Genomic DNA, 18,027 nt, shown 5'->3' with positions numbered 1-18,027 from the left:
CACCGCAAGGTGGCCTCAGGTGTCGAACTAACACTGAAACCAGTGCACTCGATGTTATTTATTACTTTGGTAAACAGCTTTCACGGCATTACCAATTTCAGCCAGGCTACGGACGGTTTTCACGCCAGCAGCTTCCAGCGCAGCAAATTTATCATCCGCCGTTCCTTTACCACCGGCAATAATGGCACCTGCGTGGCCCATACGCTTACCTTTGGGTGCAGTCACACCGGCGATATAACCCACCACAGGTTTGGTTACGTGCTCTTTAATATAAGCAGCCGCTTCTTCTTCTGCGTTACCACCGATCTCACCGATCATTACGATGACTTCAGTTTGTGGATCTTCCTGGAACAACTTCAGAATATCGATAAAGTTAGAACCCGGGATCGGGTCACCACCGATACCAACACAAGTTGACTGACCGAAACCGATATCCGTAGTTTGTTTTACTGCTTCATAGGTCAGTGTGCCGGAGCGCGAAACGATACCCACTTTGCCAGGCAAGTGGATGTGACCTGGCATGATACCAATCTTACATTCACCTGGAGTGATAACACCTGGGCAGTTCGGACCGATCATCCGCGCATCAGACTGTTCCAGTTTGACTTTGACCACCAGCATATCCAGAGTCGGGATGCCTTCGGTAATACAGATAATCAATTTGATACCTGCGTCGATAGCTTCCAGAATCGAGTCTTTACAGAACGGCGCAGGAACGTAGATAACAGATGCAGTCGCACCGGTCGTTTCTACTGCTTCGCGTACGGTATTGAATACTGGCAGGCCCAAATGCTGGGTTCCGCCTTTACCTGGCGTCACACCGCCAACCATCTTTGTGCCATAAGCAATAGCTTGTTCGGAGTGGAAAGTCCCTTGGCTACCGGTAAAACCCTGGCAAATAACTTTGGTGTTTTTATCAATTAGAATAGACATTATTTAGCCCCCACTGCCGCTACAACTTGCTGAGCCGCATCTGTCAGGCTGGTCGCAGCAATGATATTCAAACCGCTGTCTGCCAGTTTCTTGGCACCCAGCTCGGCGTTATTCCCTTCCAAACGCACTACAACTGGCACGTTGACACCCACTTCTTCAACTGCACCAATAATGCCGTCAGCAATCAGGTCACAGCGCACAATACCGCCGAAGATATTAACGAAAACTGCTTTCACTTTGTCATCAGACAAAATGATTTTGAACGCTTCAGTCACGCGCTCTTTAGTGGCACCGCCACCCACATCAAGGAAGTTAGCGGGTTCACCACCGTGCAGTTTCACAATATCCATAGTACCCATTGCCAAGCCAGCACCGTTTACCATGCAACCAATGTTGCCATCCAAGGCGACATAGTTCAGTTCCCACTGTGCAGCCTGTGCTTCGCGCTCATCTTCCTGAGATTTATCACGCATTTCACGCAGTTCTGGTTGACGGAACAAAGCGTTACCATCGGCACCCAGTTTGCCATCCAAACAAACCAGATCACCCTGTTTGGTAATCACCAGCGGGTTTATCTCAACCATCGCCAAGTCACGTTCCAGGAACAGAGTCGCCAGCCCCATAAAGATCTTGGTGAACTGAGCCACTTGCTTCCCAGTTAAACCCAGTTTGAATGCCAATTCGCGACCTTGATAAGGCTGCGGGCCAGTCAATGGATCCAAGGCGACCTTATGGATCAGTTCTGGTGTTTCTTCGGCCACTTTTTCAATTTCAACGCCGCCTTCAGTGGATGCCATAAACACCACCCGACGGGAGCTACGGTCAATAACCGCGCCCAAATATAGCTCTTTGTCGATATCAGTCGCCGCTTCCACCAAGATTTGGTGAACCGGTTGACCATGCACATCTGTCTGGTAAGTGACCAGCTTTTTACCCAACCACTGTTCAGCGAAAGCACGAATATCTTCTTTGCTGTTAACCAGTTTCACGCCGCCCGCTTTACCGCGACCACCAGCATGTACCTGACATTTAACCACCCACGGGCCAGCACCGATTTTAGATGCGGCTTCTTCTGCTTCACGCGGTGTGGTACAAGCGTAGCCAGTTGGTGCTGGCATGCCATACCGAGCAAACAGTTGTTTTGCCTGATATTCGTGTAAATTCATGATGTTCTATCCATATAAGGTCTGAGTTGGGCCGAGGCCTACCAGGTAGCCTGATTGCGCGGAGGCAGGTTATCAACACCTGGCAATCAGGCTGGCCTTGTTATTTATCTTTTTTATACATCCAGCAGTAAGCGAGCTGGATCTTCCAGCATCTCTTTCACCGTCACCAGATAGCCAACGGATTCGCGGCCATCGATCAACCGGTGGTCGTAGGACAGTGCCAGATACATCATTGGCAGAATCACTACCTGACCATTGACCGCCATAGGCCTGTCTTTGATAGCATGCATACCAAGGATCGCGCTTTGTGGTGGGTTAATGATCGGGGTCGACATCAATGAGCCGAATACGCCGCCATTGGTAATAGTGAAATTACCGCCAGTCAGTTCTTCAACCTTCAGTTTGCCGTCACGGCCTTTTACAGCCAGCTCTTTGATTTTCTTCTCAATATCAGCCATACCCATAGTATCTACATCACGTAATACAGGGGTAACCAGGCCGCGTGGGGTAGAAACGGCAATGCTGACATCAAAGTAATTATGGTAAACCACATCTTCGCCATCAATAGAAGCATTCACTTCTGGGTAGCGTTTCAGCGCTTCAACCACGGCCTTGATATAGAAGGACATAAAGCCCAGACGCACACCGTGACGCTTCTCGAAAGCCTCACCGTACTGCTTGCGCAGATCCATGATTGGCTTCATGTTGATTTCGTTAAACGTAGTCAACATTGCGGTGCTGTTTTTAGCTTCCAGCAGGCGCTCGGCAACACGTTTACGTAGACGCGTCATCGGAACACGTTTTTCGCTGCGGCCAGCAAGTGCGGCAACCGGTGCGGTAGCTTCAACTTTGTTTTCCACGGCAGCGGGTACTGATTTACGCGTTGCCAAATGGTTATCAATATCTTCACGCGTGATACGACCACCCACACCACTGCCTTTAATGGCGGAAGCATCAAGAGAGTGTTCTGCAATCAGACGACGGATCGCCGGGCTGAGCGTATCGTTGCTTTCTTCTTCCAGGCTGGCGGTTTGGCGCTGAGCAGGGGTGGACTCGGTGCTTTGGCTTTTTTCTTCGGTTGGCAAGCCAGAGCTGTCACTTGGACGAATACGACCCAACACTTGACGCGAAGTCACAGTGGCACCTTCGTCTTCCAAAATGGCATCCAAAATACCGTCTTGGCTGGCCGGAACTTCCAGAATCACTTTGTCTGTTTCAATCTCAACCAGCACTTCATCGCGTTTGACGCTATCACCCGGTTTTTTGTGCCAGGTTGCTACCGAGCCATCGGCGACAGACTCAGGGAGGTCAGGAACATTAATATCTACGCTACTCATTCTCTATCCTTTATGTGTTAACCGGTCGCTATTCAACAGTCAGCGCGTCATTAACCAGAGCTTGTTGTTGTTTCTGGTGCACGGAAATGTATCCCACTGCCGGTGAAGCTGAGGCTGGGCGACCTGCGTAACGCAAGGAAGCACCAAATGGAATCACTTCACGGAAGTTGTGTTGGCTGCAATACCAGGCACCCTGGTTGAGCGGCTCTTCCTGACACCAGACGAAATCATGAACATGCGCAAATTGTTCCAACACCGCTTGTACCGCTTGGTGTGGGAATGGATAAAGCTGCTCGATACGCACGATGGCGACATCGGTTTGCCCGTTTTTGCGACGCTGTTCCAGCAGGTCATAATAAACTTTGCCTGAACACATCACGACACGTTTGACGCCTTTCGGGTCCAGCTCATCAATTTCACCAATGGCGGGCAAGAAGCTGCCATTTGCCAATTCATCCAGTGACGATACTGCTAATGGATGACGCAACAATGACTTAGGTGACATCACCACCAGAGGTCGGCGCATACCACGTAATGCCTGACGGCGAATCATGTGGTAAACCTGTGCTGGCGTTGACGGAATACACACCTGCATGTTTTGTTCAGCACAAAGTTGCAGATAGCGCTCCAACCGAGCGGAGGAGTGTTCCGGGCCTTGACCTTCATAACCGTGCGGCAACAGCATAACCAGACCACACATGCGGCCCCATTTCTGCTCGCCGGAGCTGATGAATTGGTCGATAACCACTTGAGCACCGTTGGCAAAGTCACCAAACTGCGCTTCCCAGATAGTCAGAGTGCGCGGTTCTGCGGTGGCGTAACCATATTCAAAGGCCAAAACAGCTTCTTCCGACAGTACCGAGTCCCATACCTGGAAATCGCCCTGCCCGCTGTGAATATTCGCCAGTGGCACATAGACAGAGCCATTTTTCTGGTTATGAATCACAGCATGACGATGGAAGAAAGTTCCGCGCCCGGCATCTTCACCCGACAAGCGAATGGGGATCCCTTCATCTACCAGTGTGGCGTAAGCCAGTGTCTCAGCTCCGCCCCAGTCAAATGGCTTCTCGCCGCTTGCCATCAAGGCGCGATCGCCATAGATCTTGGCAACACGGGATTGCATTTCAATGGCATCTGGTGCGTGGCTGATACGGCGCGCCAAGTCTTGCAGCCGTTTCATATCAACTTTGCTTGGATATTCTTCATCCCATTCATGGTTCAGATACGGTGACCAGGTGAAGGATTGCAGATTCATCGGACGCCACTCTTCCACCACACAATCACCGCGATCCAATGCATCGCGATACAGGTTGACCATTTCCGTGGCATCTTCCAGGCTGGCGATATTTTGCTCGGTCAGCTTGTCAGCATAGATCTTGCGCGGCGTCGGGTGTTTTTTGATCTTCTGATACATCACTGGCTGTGTTGCACTTGGCTCATCGGCTTCGTTATGCCCATGGCGACGGTAGCAAACCAGATCGATCATCACGTCACGTTTAAAGGTGTTACGGAAATCCAACGCCAGACGGGTTACAAACGCCACAGCTTCAGGATCATCAGCATTCACATGGAAAATAGGAGCCTGTACCATTTTGGCAATATCAGTACAGTATTGGGTAGAGCGCGCATCCAGTGGGTTCGAGGTGGTGAAACCAATCTGGTTGTTGATAACAATACGCACTGTCCCGCCCACTTCATAACCACGGGCTTGAGACATATTCAACGTCTCTTGCACTACGCCCTGCCCGGCAATCGCCGCATCACCATGAATGGTGATTGGCAGTACCATATTGCTGCGCGCTTCATCCAGGCGGTCACGGCGTGCTCGCACAGAACCGATAACCACCGGGCTAACAATTTCCAGATGCGATGGGTTAAAGGCTAACGCCAGGTGAACCAGGCCGCCTTCAGTTTCTACATCAGAAGAGAAACCTTGGTGATATTTAACGTCACCGGTACCCAAATGCTCTTTATGTTTACCAGCAAATTCATCGAACAAATCTTCCGGTTTCTTACCCAACACGTTTATCAATACGTTCAGGCGGCCACGGTGCGCCATACCCAAAACCACTTCACGTGTGCCATTTTTACCGGCATGGCGAATCATCTCTTTCAACATGGTGACCAGCGAATCGCCGCCCTCCAGTGAGAAACGCTTGGCACCAGGGAATTTGGCCCCTAAATAACGCTCCAAACCTTCAGCGGCAGTCAGTTCGCTCAGGAAGCGGCGCTTCTCTTCATCGCTGAAAGTGGGTTTCCCAACTACCGACTCAATACGCTGCTGAAGCCAACGTTTTTCTTCGGTGTTGGTGATGTGCATATATTCAGCGCCAATCGAACCACAGTAGGTTTGTTTCAGGGCTGCATATAGATCAGACAGCTTCATGGTTTCTTTGCCAATAGCAAAAGAACCCACATTGAAGGTGTTCTGGAAATCGGCTTCAGTCAGATGGTGATAGGCAGGGTCAAGGTCAGGAACAGACTCCTGCTTCCACAAACCGAGTGGGTCAAGATTGGCATGTTGATGGCCGCGGAAGCGGAAGGCGTTGATTAACTGCAACACCTTAACTTGCTTGGCATCATTTTCAGGATCGCTGATGGATGAGTTATAACGAGAGGGATCCTTCGCCAGGCGACGGAAATACTCGCGTGTTTGAGAGTGGAACTGATCAGGTTTTACACCCGTTGTAGGTAGTTGTAGAAAAATTGAACGCCAACTATCATCAACGGAACCAGGATCGGTTAAAAAGTCTTCATAGAGCTGCTCTATGTAGGACTGGTTCGCGCCCGCCAGATAGGAGGAATCCAGCCAGGCCTTCATTGCGCCGTTCTGCATCATGATCCCTTAAGCTTTGAAGCTTCAGTTTTCGCCGTGGTTAACATATACACCGTAATATCAACGGTTTGCCGTAAAAACGGTTCACTCGACGTGCTCAATGCACGTTCTGTTATGGACCTTAACGGTCCCGTTCAAGGAACCTCTAAAAACGGACAGCTTGCCGGTTTTTAGAGATTCCCTACCTTTAAGCAACCCGGGGGAAACATTCCCCGGGTTAATAAACTCACATCATCCACTATGTTGCAACTATGATCCGTTGTGAAGCGCTTATCATGCGCTACGCTGTAACTATCATGCACTACGCTGCAACAACATAGACTTAATGTGGCCGATTGCTTTGGTCGGGTTAAGGCCTTTAGGACACACACTGACACAATTCATAATGCTATGGCAGCGGAAAACACTAAAAGCGTCGTCCAGATCATCCAAACGTGCTGTTGTTTCCGTATCACGACTATCTATCAGGAAGCGATAGGCAGCCAGTAACCCTGCCGGCCCCACAAATTTATCCGGATTCCACCAGAATGACGGGCAAGATGTGGAACAACAAGCACATAGGATGCATTCATACAGGCCATCCAATTTCTCGCGTTGTTCTGGCGATTGCAAATGCTCACGTGCTGGCGGATTTTTGCCATCATTCAACAGGTATGGTTTAATTTTCTCGTACTGAGTATAAAACTGCCCCATATCGACCACTAAATCCCGCACCACCGGTAAGCCCGGCAACGGGCGAATCACAATCTTTTTATTGCCTTTTTGCAAAGCTGAAACTGGCGTAATACAAGCCAACCCATTTTTGCCATTCATATTCAAACCGTCGGAGCCACAAACCCCTTCACGGCATGAGCGGCGAAACGACAACGTCGGATCTTTTTCTTTTAACTGGATAAGTGCATCCAGCAACATCATATCCCGGCCTTCTTCCGCTTCTAACGTGTAATCCTGCATATGCGGCGCGTTATCGACGTCCGGGTTATAGCGATAAATTGAGAACTCAAGTTTCATGACTTTTTCCTCCGCAGCGGGTTAGGGTTAACCCTATCAACACGACACATGCATTAATAAGAACGCACTTTCGGCGGGAATGCCGCGCGTAGCTTAGGTTGCATGTTTACCTCACGGCGGGTCATGCTTTCAGTGCCAGGCAAATAGAGCGAATGGCACAACCAGTTGGCATCATCACGTTCCGGGAAATCGAAGCGGCTATGTGCGCCACGGCTTTCGGTACGGAAGTTTGCAGACACGGCAGTGGAAAACGCTGTTTCCATCAGGTTATCCAATTCCAGACATTCAATACGCTGGGTATTGAACTCGCTAGAAGTGTCATCCAGACGGGCATTTTGCAGACGTTCGCGGATAGTTCTCAGTTCTTCTAACCCTTTAGCCATTGCATCACCTTCGCGGAATACCGAGAAGTTATGCTGCATGCAGGATTGTAATGCTTTGCGGATCTCAACCGGATCTTCACCTGAGCGGGTGTTATTCCAGCGGTTCATTCGATCCAGTGATGCTTCAATATCAGAATCACTGGCATCGCGACTAGCGCCCTGCTCCATTAAAGATTCTTGCAGATGCATACCGGCTGCGCGACCAAAGACCACCAAGTCCAGCAATGAGTTCCCCCCCAAACGGTTGGCACCGTGGACGGAAACACAAGCAATTTCACCCACAGCAAACAGACCTGGGATGACAACATCTTCACCCTTTTCATTTACTGTGATGGCCTGACCGGTCACCTTGGTTGGGATCCCGCCCATCATGTAATGGCAAGTTGGAATCACCGGGATAGGTTCTTTAATGGGGTCAACATGTGCAAAGGTGCGAGATAACTCAAGAATACCCGGCAGACGGGATTCCAGCACATCTTTACCCAAGTGATCCAATTTCAGTTTGGCATGCGGACCCCAAGGGCCATCGCAACCACGACCTTCACGGATTTCAATCATAATAGAACGCGCAACCACATCACGACCGGCCAAATCTTTGGCGTTCGGCGCATAACGCTCCATAAAGCGCTCGCCGTGTTTATTCAGCAGATAACCGCCTTCACCACGGCAGCCCTCGGTGACCAACACGCCCGCCCCGGCAATACCCGTCGGGTGGAACTGCCACATTTCCATGTCCTGCACCGGTACACCGGCACGCAAGGCCATGCCAACACCGTCACCGGTATTAATGTGCGCATTGGTTGTTGATTGGTAAATACGACCGGCACCGCCGGTGGCCAGCACGGTGGCCCGCGCTTTGAAATAGACCACTTCACCGGTTTCAATGCAGATAGCCGTACAGCCCACAAAAGCGCCGTCCTGATTCTTCACTAAATCCAGTGCATACCACTCAGAGAATATAGTGGTGTGGTTTTTCAGGTTTTGCTGATAAAGGGTGTGTAACAGCGCATGCCCGGTACGGTCAGCCGCAGCCGCAGTACGCGCCGCTTGCTCACCGCCAAAGTTGAGCGACTGCCCACCAAATGGCCGCTGATAAATGCTGCCATCTTCTAAACGGGAGAAAGGTAGCCCCATGTGTTCCAATTCAAGAACAGCCTCAGGGCCAGTTTTACACATATATTCGATGGCATCCTGGTCACCGATATAATCGGAACCCTTTACCGTGTCATACATATGCCATTCCCAGTTATCTTCATGGGTATTACCCAGTGCGACAGTAATACCACCCTGCGCAGATACGGTATGGGAACGGGTTGGGAATACTTTTGATATCAGGGCGCAAGACAGCCCCATTTGTGAAATTTGCAGTGCCGCGCGCATACCTGCGCCACCCGCACCAACAACAACAGCATCAAACTCTCTGACCGGCAGTTTCATTTAAGCACCCCACACCACAATTGTTCCATACAAGAGGTAGACCAGCAGCGTAATCACCACGGCCAGTTGTAACACCAGTCGTACCGCTAGCGGCTTGATATAGTCCGTTAATACCTGCCATAGACCAATCCAGGCATGAGCCAGAATCGACAGCAATGTCAGCAGGGTAAATACTTTTGTGATGTGCGAAGCAAAGAAGCCACGCCAGATTTCGTAGGTGATGTCTGGGACAATAACAACGAAGCCCAGAATATAAAGAATATATAGAGTGATGACGATTGCAGAAGCACGCAGTAACAGCCAGTCGTGTACTCCATTACGCCCTAACGCAGAAGCATTGCTTACCATACAAGGACTCCAGCTAAAACTGACAGCACCAGGGTTAACACCATGACGACTTGGGCGGAGCGGGTCCCCGCAGCCAAGCTCTCTTCGACATAGCCAAAATCCATAAGCAAGTGGCGGATGCCACCGCAAACGTGATAGGCCAGTGCGGTGAGTATTCCCCAGAAGATGAATTTAACAAAAAAGCTATTCATGACAGCCGCTGCTTGCATGAACCCTTCTTGCGAGGATACAGACAAACCTAACAGCCAGAGGAGGATACCAACAGCAACGAAAGTCATTACGCCAGAGACTCGGTGTAAAATGGACGCTATCGCAGTAACAGGAAATCGAATCGTTTGCAGATCCAAATTGACAGGTCTTTGTTTTTTCACGGTTTTGCCCACACAGCTCTTATTATTTTCCTTCCTCCGGGCCTGGGCGTGGATCAGACAGCGTTAAGAGCCGAAACCCTTCACATCGCACATTTAGACATAACATCCTGAATGCTTAAATGACGTGTTCTGTATAACGCTGGGTGCTCCTACTTCAGGGTAATCCGGAGACCTGGCGGCAGTATAGGTGGTTCACATTCTTATTACAATTCCCACACAAACTGATTGGTAACATTTCCCCTGAACAGTGATTAGGATCACGATTTACACAATTTATATAAAATTAATTATCTGATTTGACAAAGAATAAACATTTCCATTACAACTAGGGTAGAAATAAGCCCTATGATGCACTAAAGGTCTGCGGATACACTTCCCCATAAGCTTAAGTTATGCAACAGTGTAGTGAATGAATATCCCCATAGATATCGTAGGCAATGAACTATAAACGATAAGTATCCGACAAATCGTTAACAACTATGTAACGTTGACATCAATCCGACCCCACGGATTGTTGACCGCATTGGCGAGACACTCTGTACCCTAAATCATGTTTTTATAGTGAATAAAACAGAGCAGTGCTGGTGAGGAGATGGCCCCAGGGGCATCTAAGACATTTCAGTTGTTAAGGGTTTTATAATAAGCGCTAAGGAGACTGTAAATGGCTGACAAAAAAGCGACGCTGAACATAGGCGAAGCTACGATCGAACTGGGGGTTAAATCCCCAACCATCGGCACTGATGTGATTGACGTCAGTACCTTAGGTTCCAAAGGGTATTTTACCTTTGACCCTGGGTTTACCTCTACCGCGTCCTGCGAATCAAAAATTACCTTTATCGATGGTGATAAAGGGATACTGCTACATCGTGGCTATCCTATTGATCAACTAGCAAAAAATTCTACTTATCTGGAAGTTTGCTACATCCTGCTATACGGCGAAACGCCAACCGCAGAAGAGTATGAAACTTTCAAAGCAACAGTCACACGCCACACCATGATCCACGAGCAGATAACCAGCCTGTTCCGCGGGTTCCGCCGCGACTCACATCCTATGGCCGTTCTCTGCGGTGTGACAGGCGCACTGGCTGCTTTCTACCATGATGCGCTAGATGTTAATAATGAGCGGCATCGTGAAATCACCGCCTTCCGTCTGCTGTCGAAAATGCCGACAGTCGCCGCAATGTGCTACAAATACTCCATCGGTCAGCCGTTTGTTTATCCGCGCAACGACCTGTCCTATGCCGGTAACTTCCTGCGCATGATGTTCTCTACACCGTGCGAAGAATATGAAGTTAACCCAGTACTGGAACGCGCGATGGATCGTATTTTCATCTTGCATGCCGACCACGAACAGAATGCATCAACCTCTACCGTGCGTACTGCCGGCTCATCGGGCGCTAACCCGTTTGCGTGTATTGCCGCAGGGATCGCTTCTCTATGGGGGCCAGCTCACGGCGGTGCGAACGAAGCCTGCCTGAAGATGCTGGAAGAGATTAAAACCGTTGAACACATTCCAGAATTTATCCGCCGCGCCAAAGATAAAAATGACTCGTTCCGCCTGATGGGCTTTGGTCACCGCGTGTATAAAAATCATGACCCGCGCGCGACTGTCATGCGTGAAACCTGCCATGAAGTATTGAAAGAACTGAAACTAGAAGATGATCTGCTGAAAGTGGCGATGGAGTTAGAGCATATTGCGCTGAACGACCCGTACTTCATCGAGAGAAAACTGTATCCAAACGTTGATTTCTACTCAGGTATCATCTTGAAAGCGTTGGGTATTCCGTCTTCCATGTTCACCGTAATCTTTGCTATTGCCCGTACTATCGGCTGGATTGCTCACTGGAATGAAATGCACGATGAAGGCATCAAAATCGCGCGTCCGCGTCAGCTTTACACCGGTTACGCCGAACGTGATTTCAGCAGTCAGTTGAAGAAATAAGCAGATTTTCTTTTCTGTTTAATCGAAAAACGCCACCTTAACCGGTGGCGTCAGACTGCTGACAAACCTCGACGACTCAATCTTGCAAGGTGAAGACAGGTAGAAGAGTAAAGCGTCCGCGCCAGGGAGGGGTTTACGGCGTCTTTACGATCTGCCTGTTTTCACCGTTACGGGCACTTTGTCATTAACCTCACGCCACCTTAACCGGTGGCGTTTTTTATAGTGGAATCAGTGGATTGCGCCACCGGCAATGTGCGAATCATGATCAATTTGTAAGGCGATGGAAATAGCCAGTTCCAACGCTATCACTACCGAATGCGCTGACATACTGGGCGCGCCAGGATGATTGACTGCCTGCTCAGGTAAATAAGGGATATGAATGAAACCGCCCTTAATTTCGTCATTTGTCTGATGTAACCGATGTAATAACCCGTACATAACATGATTACAAACATAGGTTCCGGCAGTCTGGGATACGGAGGCCGGGATACCCGCTTCACGAATGCCCTGCACCATTGCTTTGATGGGTAAACGGGTGAAATAAGCCGCTGGGCCATTTTCGACAATCGGCTGATCGATTGGCTGATTCCCCAGATTATCCGCAATACGTGCATCATCGACATTAATAGCAACCCGCTCGATGCTGATATCAGCACGTCCCCCAGCCTGACCAATGGCTAACACCAGCACTGGCTGAATTTCATCTACCGCGGCATTCAGCGCGGTCAGCGCTTCGCCAAAAGCACAAGGTAATTGACGAGCCACCACTTTGACCCCACCTAGCATGAGATCATTTAATTGTTTAACCACTTCCCAGGAAGGATTGACCCGCTCCCCACCAAATGGCTCAAACCCGGTAATTAATACACTTTTCATCGCCTCTCCTAGAGGAACATCAGGAAATACAGTAAAAATACGTTAACAATCAAAAGAGTGATCCCGGTTGGGATCTGGGCTTTGATCACCGCATTTTTATCTGGCAGTTCCAATAATGCAGCAGGAACAATGTTAAAGTTGGCAGCCATTGGGGTCATTAGAGTACCGCAATAACCAGAGAACATGCCGATAGCGGCCATAACTGCGGGGTTACCACCATGCTGCAACACTAAAATAGGGATACCAATACCGGCGGTGACAATAGGGAAAGCCGCAAACGCATTCCCCATAATCATGGTGAGTACCGCCATGCCAATAGCATAGACTGCCACGGCAATAAAGCGATGATCTACCGCCAGATATTCCTGTGTCAGATGGGCAATCGCCGTCCCGACACCCGCAGTGGTAAATAACAGGCCAAGTGTCGCCAGGATCTGCGGCAAGATAAATGCCCAACCGATAGAATCCAGTAACCGACGCGCTTCCTGCACCGGCTGAGCGGCAGTTTCGCGGGTCAGGAACACCGCAATCAGCAAGCCGAGCACACAGCCGACCGTCATCGAGAATAAAGTCACCAGAGTGGCATGGTTACCGGCACCAAATAACCACAGATCCAGAGCTGGAATATTATTAAACAGCAGCACACCGATAACAGTAACAACCGGAATAGTCAGTGCCGGCAGGAATAATCGGTTACCGAGGCGCTTGGCGCTCACTTCGCGCTCTTGCTCGGTGCGCTGGTGATAACTACCCAGTTTGACCCCACCGAAACCAGCAATTAACGCCATGATAATGACCACTACGCCGACAGTGATATTCAGGACCCGTTTCTCATCTGGCCCTTCGCCCGCCAAGGTATTCGCCAGGCGGTATGTCCAATCTCCGACCAGGAAAATCAGCCCGTACAACCCCCAAAATAAACCGGTGGTGATACGGCGCGGGTTGGCCTTATCACGAAATGACATTAGCGCGACAATCAGCAGCACCACACCAGCCAACCAATAAAGATATTGTTGTTGGAAAATCATTTGGCGTCTCCCTTGGTAGCCAAAGCAGACTGACTCAGCGCGGTTAACTCAGCGGCGAGGTGTTTATCTAAACGTTGTAATCGATATGCATGGATAAGGAAGGCACAGATGGCTGTCGGAATCCCCCACAACGCAATGTGTAACGGCTCAGTCTGAATGCCACCAGATTCCAGCATAAAGTTATGCATAAAAATGATGGCACCAAAGGCGACAAAAATATCTTCACCAAAGAACAGGCCAACGTTATCGGTTGCCGCTGACATGGCGCGCAGGCGATAACGCACTTTCTCCGGCAACTCACCATAACGCGTCTTTGCAGCACCTTCTGCCATCGGAGCCAATAGCGGCCGGACCATCTGTGCATGACCGCCAAGACTGGTTAAACCCAGCGCTGCCGTGGCTTCACGAACAAACAGATACACAATCAATAAACGACCAGAAGTGGCACTTTTAATTTGTGAAATCCACGCCTGCGCCCGCTCTTTCAAGCCATGACGTTCAAGTAAGCCAATAACCGCCAGTGGCAGTAACAAAATCAAGGGCAGATTACGGGTATTCAGAAATCCTTCACCCAGTTTTTCTAAAATAGTGGCCATTGGCATCAGTGCCGCCAGGCCGGTGATAACACCCGCGCTAATGACCACTAAGACTGCGTTTATGCGCAGTAAAAATCCGATTACAATCGCCGCGATCCCAATCAGCGGCCAAAGGTTTACCGTTTGTTCCAAGGTGACTCTCCTGTCCTAAAATAGAGTTATAGGTAGCTAACTTATGATGCATTCCACCCGGGCCAGGTGGTTATGGTTTTTACTGCCCAGTTATTGCGCCGTAACGGTGATATTTTCCTGCTGAAAACTGTCACGCAAACGGCGGGCAAAATTCAAAGCATGCGCGCCATCACCATGCACACAAACCGTGTCCGCCTGCACTGACACCCAACTGCCATCACGCGCCTGCACCTGATGACGTTGCACCATTGCTAAGGTTTGTGACAAAGCCAAGTCGTCACTTTCAATTAACGCATCAGGCTGACTACGGGGTACCAGCGTGCCATCGGATTGATAGCGGCGATCGGCAAACACTTCCTGACGCGTCACCAAACCCGCCCGCTCACCCGCACGAATCAATTCGCTGCCAGCTAACCCCACCAACCGTAATATCGGGTCGACAGCCTTGACCGCTTGGGCAATAGCATCTGCCAGTAGCGGGTCTAGTGCCGCCTGGTTGTACAGCATGCCGTGAGGTTTCACATGCTGCATAATTCCCCCTTCTGCTTTCACGATGGCGGCCAGCGCACCGAGTTGGTAAACCACTTGGGCGTAGACTGTCTCAGGAGGTAACTGCATGGCTGTGCGGCCAAAGTTCTCGCGATCCGGAAAGCTTGGGTGTGCACCAATCGCTACTCCATACTCAATGGCCCAGCGCACCGACTGGCGCATGGTTTGCGCGTCGCCTGCATGAAAACCACAAGCAATATTGGCTGAACTGACCAATTGCAGCAGCGCCTGATCATTGGCACAGCCTTCACCTAAATCTGCGTTTAAATCCACCTTCATTTAGCCTCCACAGTATCGAACCCTGACTGTAAGCCCCATTCAATCTGTTGCAGAAAATGTTGTTGTTCTGACTTGGCACGAAGTGCTTCTTCTACAGTACAGGGCACAAAATGCACCGACTCTCCGAGGCGAAGTTGTGCCAAATGGTAGAGATCAGCTTCAATCACACAGGCAATTCGCGGGTAGCCGCCAGTAGTTTGCGCGTCAGCCATCAGCACAATGGGCTGGCCGTTATGCGGCACTTGCACTACTCCGGGCAATAAGCCGTGGGATAACATCTCGCGAGAAGTAGTACGCGTTAACTCGCGCCCGGTTAGGCGATACCCCATCCGGTTACTTTGCGGGCTGAGTTGCCAGGCTTCACGCCAAAAAGCGCCCTGTGAAACAGGGTCAAATTCATGATATTCCGGCCCCGGCACGGCACGCACACGGTTACCAAATAGCAGTTGTTTGACACCAACAGATTGTTTGACACCAACAGATTGTTTGACACCGACAGATTCACGCGGTAAACGTGTCGGTTTGCCCAATGGCAGACAGTCGCCTTCTTTAATAAGTCGCCCCTGATAACCACCAAAGCCCGCTTTCAGATCCGTGCTGCGTGATCCCAGCATTTCCGGTACATCAATACCGCCAGAAATAGCCAGATAACTGCGCATACCACGGTGCGGCACACTGAGTTTTAACTGCTGGCCCGGTTTGACCGGATAACGCCACCCAGTCCAGAGCAGTTGATCGCCCAACATAGCTTCACAGCCTGCACCCGTTACCGCAATCCAGCCCGGTTGGGTAAACTCGGCAGTAAATTGGCCCAATGTAATTTCCAGCCCAGCAGCCCCCGCCTCATTGCCCACCAGCATATTCGCCATACTCAGCGCCGGTAAATCGAGAGCCCCGCCCTGACTAATGCCTAAGCGACGAAAACCACCACGGCCACTGTCTTGCACCGTGGTATAAATCCCTGAACGAATAATCTTCAGCATACGCCCTCCTTTGAAGGCAAGAAGCGCACATTATCACCAGGCCGCAACAAGGTTGGCGGCATCTCTAATGGATTAAACAATGCCAGCGATGTGCGGCCAATCAGTTGCCAGCCACCCGGCGTTGCCAGCGGATAGATACCGGTTTGGCTGCCCCCAATCCCGACAGAACCGGCGGGAACAACCAGTCGTGGCTCCGCGCGCCGTGGTGTTGCCAGTTGTTCCGGCATGCCACCCAGATAGGAAAAACCCGGTTGGAAGCCAAGGAAATAGACGATATAACTCGCTCCTGCGTGGCACTCAACCACCTGACGTTCCGTCATACCGGTATGACGCGCCACCTCTGCCAAATCTGGCCCGGCATCACCGCCATAAATCACCGGGATAGTGACATCACGCGATTCAGGCACTAATGACTCGCTCTCTTCCCACCAACGTTGCAGCCGTTCAATAGCATCCAACGCAGTATTGTCTGGATCTGCCAGCAATAGCGTTAGGTTATTCATTCCGGGGATGGCTTCAAGTATATCGGGATGATGAATCAGGCGATCAGCTAACCCCCAAATCCGTTGCTGACTTGCTAATGTAACCGGCGGTTCCAGCTCCAGAACTACCGCACTTTCTCCCAGTAAATAGCATCGAGCTCGTTGCACTCCCGTCCCCCTGATTAATTTCTAGCTTTCATTTTTTATATAAATACTCGTTATAAGTTTATATTTATGCGTTAGCGTCTGGTCGCTGTCAATAGAACTGAATTATCTAATAGCTATGAGCAATCACTAAACCTGATGGAAAGGTCAATATTAACGGCTGAAAATACTTATTTTTATAGTTTTTTCACCATAACAGGAGGGTTGGTGCGATTTTTTTCTTATTTAAAATCAGAGTACAGCGAGAAGATATTCTTAAAAACCGTCGTCTTATCATTCATCCACCACCAGATGATGATTTTAAAAGGCCAATCAGAGAATAAGACCTTGTTTTAAGTATGGTTTAATGATGCTTTGAGAGGGAGATATCAGGAGCAGGTTACGCACCGATACTGATTACCGGTGCATAATGTCACATTGGGTCAGGCTGGATTAGGGATATCGATAAAGATAACGTCAAGTTGATGATGGTTCGCGAGCCATTCACCTAATGCTTTAATGCCGTAACGTTCCGTCGCATGGTGCCCTGCCGCATAAAAATTCACCCCCATCTCACGGGCAATATGAATTGTCTGCTCAGAAACCTCGCCAGTGATAAATGCATCAACACCAAATTCAGCAGCTTGCTGAATATATCCTTGCCCACCTCCGGTGCACCAAGCAATACGGCGCACATCAGTTGGTGCGCGATCACCACAATGTAACACCGGGCGCTCCAGCAACTTTTCCAACCGCTCACGCAAAATGACTGCATTTAATGGCGTATCAAATTCACCATAGGGTAATAGGGACTCAATTTCTCCCTGCACGCGAATCCCCAGTAACTTCGCCAACTGCGCGTTATTGCCCAATTCCGGATGTGCATCTAACGGCAAATGGTAACCATACAGATTGATATCGTTGGTCAGTAACGTTTTCAGTCGGTTACGTTTCATTCCCCGCACAACTGCCGGTTCGTTTTTCCAGAAATAACCATGATGTACCAAGATAGCATCGGCCTGTTGCCCAACCGCCGCATCCAGCAATGCCTGGCTGGCCGTCACACCAGTCACTATGCGCCGAACCTCCTCACGCCCCTCAACCTGCAATCCATTGGGTGCATAATCCTGAAATGCCGAGGTATTCAGCTGGTTGTTGAGTAGAGCTTCCAGTTCTATATTGCGCATTTTATCA

General features: G+C 49.9%; 16 protein-coding genes. 1 reads left to right on the top strand and 15 read right to left on the bottom strand.

What is annotated here, in order from left to right; all coding sequences use genetic code 11:
* Positions 1 to 54: 54 nt before the first annotated feature.
* The 8 genes from sucD to sdhC all read right to left on the bottom strand — a co-directional run bounded on the left by sucD (position 55) and on the right by sdhC (position 9,834).
* Positions 55 to 933: a succinate--CoA ligase subunit alpha gene (gene sucD, locus FGL26_RS00780; RefSeq protein WP_005165487.1), complete on the bottom strand. Its 879-nt coding sequence runs from the start codon at positions 931 to 933 to the stop codon at positions 55 to 57.
* On the bottom strand, positions 933 to 2,099 hold the full coding sequence (gene sucC / locus FGL26_RS00775; RefSeq protein ID WP_005168022.1) for an ADP-forming succinate--CoA ligase subunit beta: 1,167 nt from the start codon (positions 2,097 to 2,099) through the stop codon (positions 933 to 935). The genes sucD and sucC overlap by 1 nt, the downstream gene beginning before the upstream one ends.
* Positions 2,100 to 2,212: 113 nt before the next feature.
* On the bottom strand, positions 2,213 to 3,436 hold the full coding sequence (gene odhB, locus FGL26_RS00770) for a 2-oxoglutarate dehydrogenase complex dihydrolipoyllysine-residue succinyltransferase (protein WP_005168020.1): 1,224 nt from the start codon (positions 3,434 to 3,436) through the stop codon (positions 2,213 to 2,215).
* Positions 3,437 to 3,464: 28 nt separating this feature from the next.
* The gene (sucA, locus tag FGL26_RS00765) at positions 3,465 to 6,272 is read right to left on the bottom strand and encodes a 2-oxoglutarate dehydrogenase E1 component (RefSeq protein WP_005168018.1); all 2,808 of its coding nucleotides are present in this window, start codon (positions 6,270 to 6,272) and stop codon (positions 3,465 to 3,467) included.
* 294 nt (positions 6,273 to 6,566) lie between these two features.
* Positions 6,567 to 7,283: a succinate dehydrogenase iron-sulfur subunit gene (locus FGL26_RS00760; RefSeq protein ID WP_005165479.1), complete on the bottom strand. Its 717-nt coding sequence runs from the start codon at positions 7,281 to 7,283 to the stop codon at positions 6,567 to 6,569.
* 53 nt (positions 7,284 to 7,336) lie between these two features.
* The gene (sdhA, locus tag FGL26_RS00755) at positions 7,337 to 9,103 is read right to left on the bottom strand and encodes a succinate dehydrogenase flavoprotein subunit (protein WP_005168015.1); all 1,767 of its coding nucleotides are present in this window, start codon (positions 9,101 to 9,103) and stop codon (positions 7,337 to 7,339) included.
* Positions 9,104 to 9,451 (bottom strand): succinate dehydrogenase membrane anchor subunit, encoded by a 348-nt coding sequence (gene sdhD / locus FGL26_RS00750; protein ID WP_004700691.1) that lies wholly within the window; start codon positions 9,449 to 9,451, stop codon positions 9,104 to 9,106.
* Entirely contained in the window at positions 9,445 to 9,834 is a 390-nt protein-coding gene (sdhC, locus tag FGL26_RS00745) for a succinate dehydrogenase cytochrome b556 subunit (protein WP_005165474.1), read from the bottom strand. The genes sdhD and sdhC overlap by 7 nt, the downstream gene beginning before the upstream one ends.
* Positions 9,835 to 10,483: 649 nt before the next feature.
* Here sdhC and FGL26_RS00740 point away from each other — a divergent pair.
* Positions 10,484 to 11,764: a citrate synthase gene (locus FGL26_RS00740; protein WP_005168014.1), complete on the top strand. Its 1,281-nt coding sequence runs from the start codon at positions 10,484 to 10,486 to the stop codon at positions 11,762 to 11,764.
* 228 nt (positions 11,765 to 11,992) lie between these two features.
* On the opposite strand, the gene pcp is transcribed toward FGL26_RS00740, so the two are convergent.
* From pcp to FGL26_RS00705, 7 genes are all read right to left on the bottom strand, one after another.
* Complete coding sequence (gene pcp / locus FGL26_RS00735) at positions 11,993 to 12,640, bottom strand: pyroglutamyl-peptidase I (RefSeq protein WP_005168013.1); 648 nt, start codon at positions 12,638 to 12,640, stop codon at positions 11,993 to 11,995.
* Positions 12,641 to 12,648: 8 nt separating this feature from the next.
* A complete protein-coding gene (locus tag FGL26_RS00730) occupies positions 12,649 to 13,668 on the bottom strand; it encodes a DUF979 domain-containing protein (RefSeq protein WP_005168012.1) in 1,020 nt (339 codons plus the stop codon).
* Positions 13,665 to 14,396 (bottom strand): DUF969 domain-containing protein, encoded by a 732-nt coding sequence (locus FGL26_RS00725; RefSeq protein ID WP_005168011.1) that lies wholly within the window; start codon positions 14,394 to 14,396, stop codon positions 13,665 to 13,667. Before FGL26_RS00725 ends, FGL26_RS00730 begins: the two co-directional genes overlap by 4 nt.
* Before the next feature lie 90 nt (positions 14,397 to 14,486).
* Positions 14,487 to 15,224, bottom strand: a complete 738-nt coding sequence (gene pxpA, locus FGL26_RS00720) for a 5-oxoprolinase subunit PxpA (protein ID WP_005168010.1) — start codon at positions 15,222 to 15,224, stop codon at positions 14,487 to 14,489.
* Positions 15,221 to 16,207: a 5-oxoprolinase subunit PxpC gene (pxpC, locus tag FGL26_RS00715; RefSeq protein ID WP_005168009.1), complete on the bottom strand. Its 987-nt coding sequence runs from the start codon at positions 16,205 to 16,207 to the stop codon at positions 15,221 to 15,223. Before pxpC ends, pxpA begins: the two co-directional genes overlap by 4 nt.
* The gene (pxpB, locus tag FGL26_RS00710; protein WP_005168006.1) at positions 16,201 to 16,857 is read right to left on the bottom strand and encodes a 5-oxoprolinase subunit PxpB; all 657 of its coding nucleotides are present in this window, start codon (positions 16,855 to 16,857) and stop codon (positions 16,201 to 16,203) included. Before pxpB ends, pxpC begins: the two co-directional genes overlap by 7 nt.
* 419 nt (positions 16,858 to 17,276) lie before the next feature.
* Positions 17,277 to 18,020, bottom strand: a complete 744-nt coding sequence (locus FGL26_RS00705) for a type 2 GTP cyclohydrolase I (RefSeq protein ID WP_005168004.1) — start codon at positions 18,018 to 18,020, stop codon at positions 17,277 to 17,279.
* Between the last annotated feature and the right edge of the window lie 7 nt (positions 18,021 to 18,027).

Source organism: Yersinia enterocolitica subsp. enterocolitica, assembly GCF_901472495.1.
Classification (GTDB): Bacteria; Pseudomonadota; Gammaproteobacteria; order Enterobacterales; family Enterobacteriaceae; genus Yersinia; species Yersinia enterocolitica.
Note: the sequence above shows the minus strand (reverse complement) of the source record. Positions and strands in the feature narration are given on the sequence as shown.

What these genes read in the sequence shown, in the direction of transcription:
- pcp (WP_005168013.1), bottom strand. Translation starts at nt 12,640, where the DNA reads ATGAAAAGTGTATTAATTACCGGGTTTGAGCCATTTGGTGGGGAGCGG.
- sdhA (WP_005168015.1), bottom strand. Translation starts at nt 9,103, where the DNA reads ATGAAACTGCCGGTCAGAGAGTTTGATGCTGTTGTTGTTGGTGCGGGT.
- sucD (WP_005165487.1), bottom strand. Translation starts at nt 933, where the DNA reads ATGTCTATTCTAATTGATAAAAACACCAAAGTTATTTGCCAGGGTTTT.
- odhB (WP_005168020.1), bottom strand. Translation starts at nt 3,436, where the DNA reads ATGAGTAGCGTAGATATTAATGTTCCTGACCTCCCTGAGTCTGTCGCC.
- sucA (WP_005168018.1), bottom strand. Translation starts at nt 6,272, where the DNA reads ATGCAGAACGGCGCAATGAAGGCCTGGCTGGATTCCTCCTATCTGGCG.
- FGL26_RS00760 (WP_005165479.1), bottom strand. Translation starts at nt 7,283, where the DNA reads ATGAAACTTGAGTTCTCAATTTATCGCTATAACCCGGACGTCGATAAC.
- FGL26_RS00730 (WP_005168012.1), bottom strand. Translation starts at nt 13,668, where the DNA reads ATGATTTTCCAACAACAATATCTTTATTGGTTGGCTGGTGTGGTGCTG.
- pxpA (WP_005168010.1), bottom strand. Translation starts at nt 15,224, where the DNA reads ATGAAGGTGGATTTAAACGCAGATTTAGGTGAAGGCTGTGCCAATGAT.
- pxpC (WP_005168009.1), bottom strand. Translation starts at nt 16,207, where the DNA reads ATGCTGAAGATTATTCGTTCAGGGATTTATACCACGGTGCAAGACAGT.
- sucC (WP_005168022.1), bottom strand. Translation starts at nt 2,099, where the DNA reads ATGAATTTACACGAATATCAGGCAAAACAACTGTTTGCTCGGTATGGC.
- FGL26_RS00740 (WP_005168014.1), top strand. Translation starts at nt 10,484, where the DNA reads ATGGCTGACAAAAAAGCGACGCTGAACATAGGCGAAGCTACGATCGAA.
- FGL26_RS00705 (WP_005168004.1), bottom strand. Translation starts at nt 18,020, where the DNA reads ATGCGCAATATAGAACTGGAAGCTCTACTCAACAACCAGCTGAATACC.
- sdhD (WP_004700691.1), bottom strand. Translation starts at nt 9,451, where the DNA reads ATGGTAAGCAATGCTTCTGCGTTAGGGCGTAATGGAGTACACGACTGG.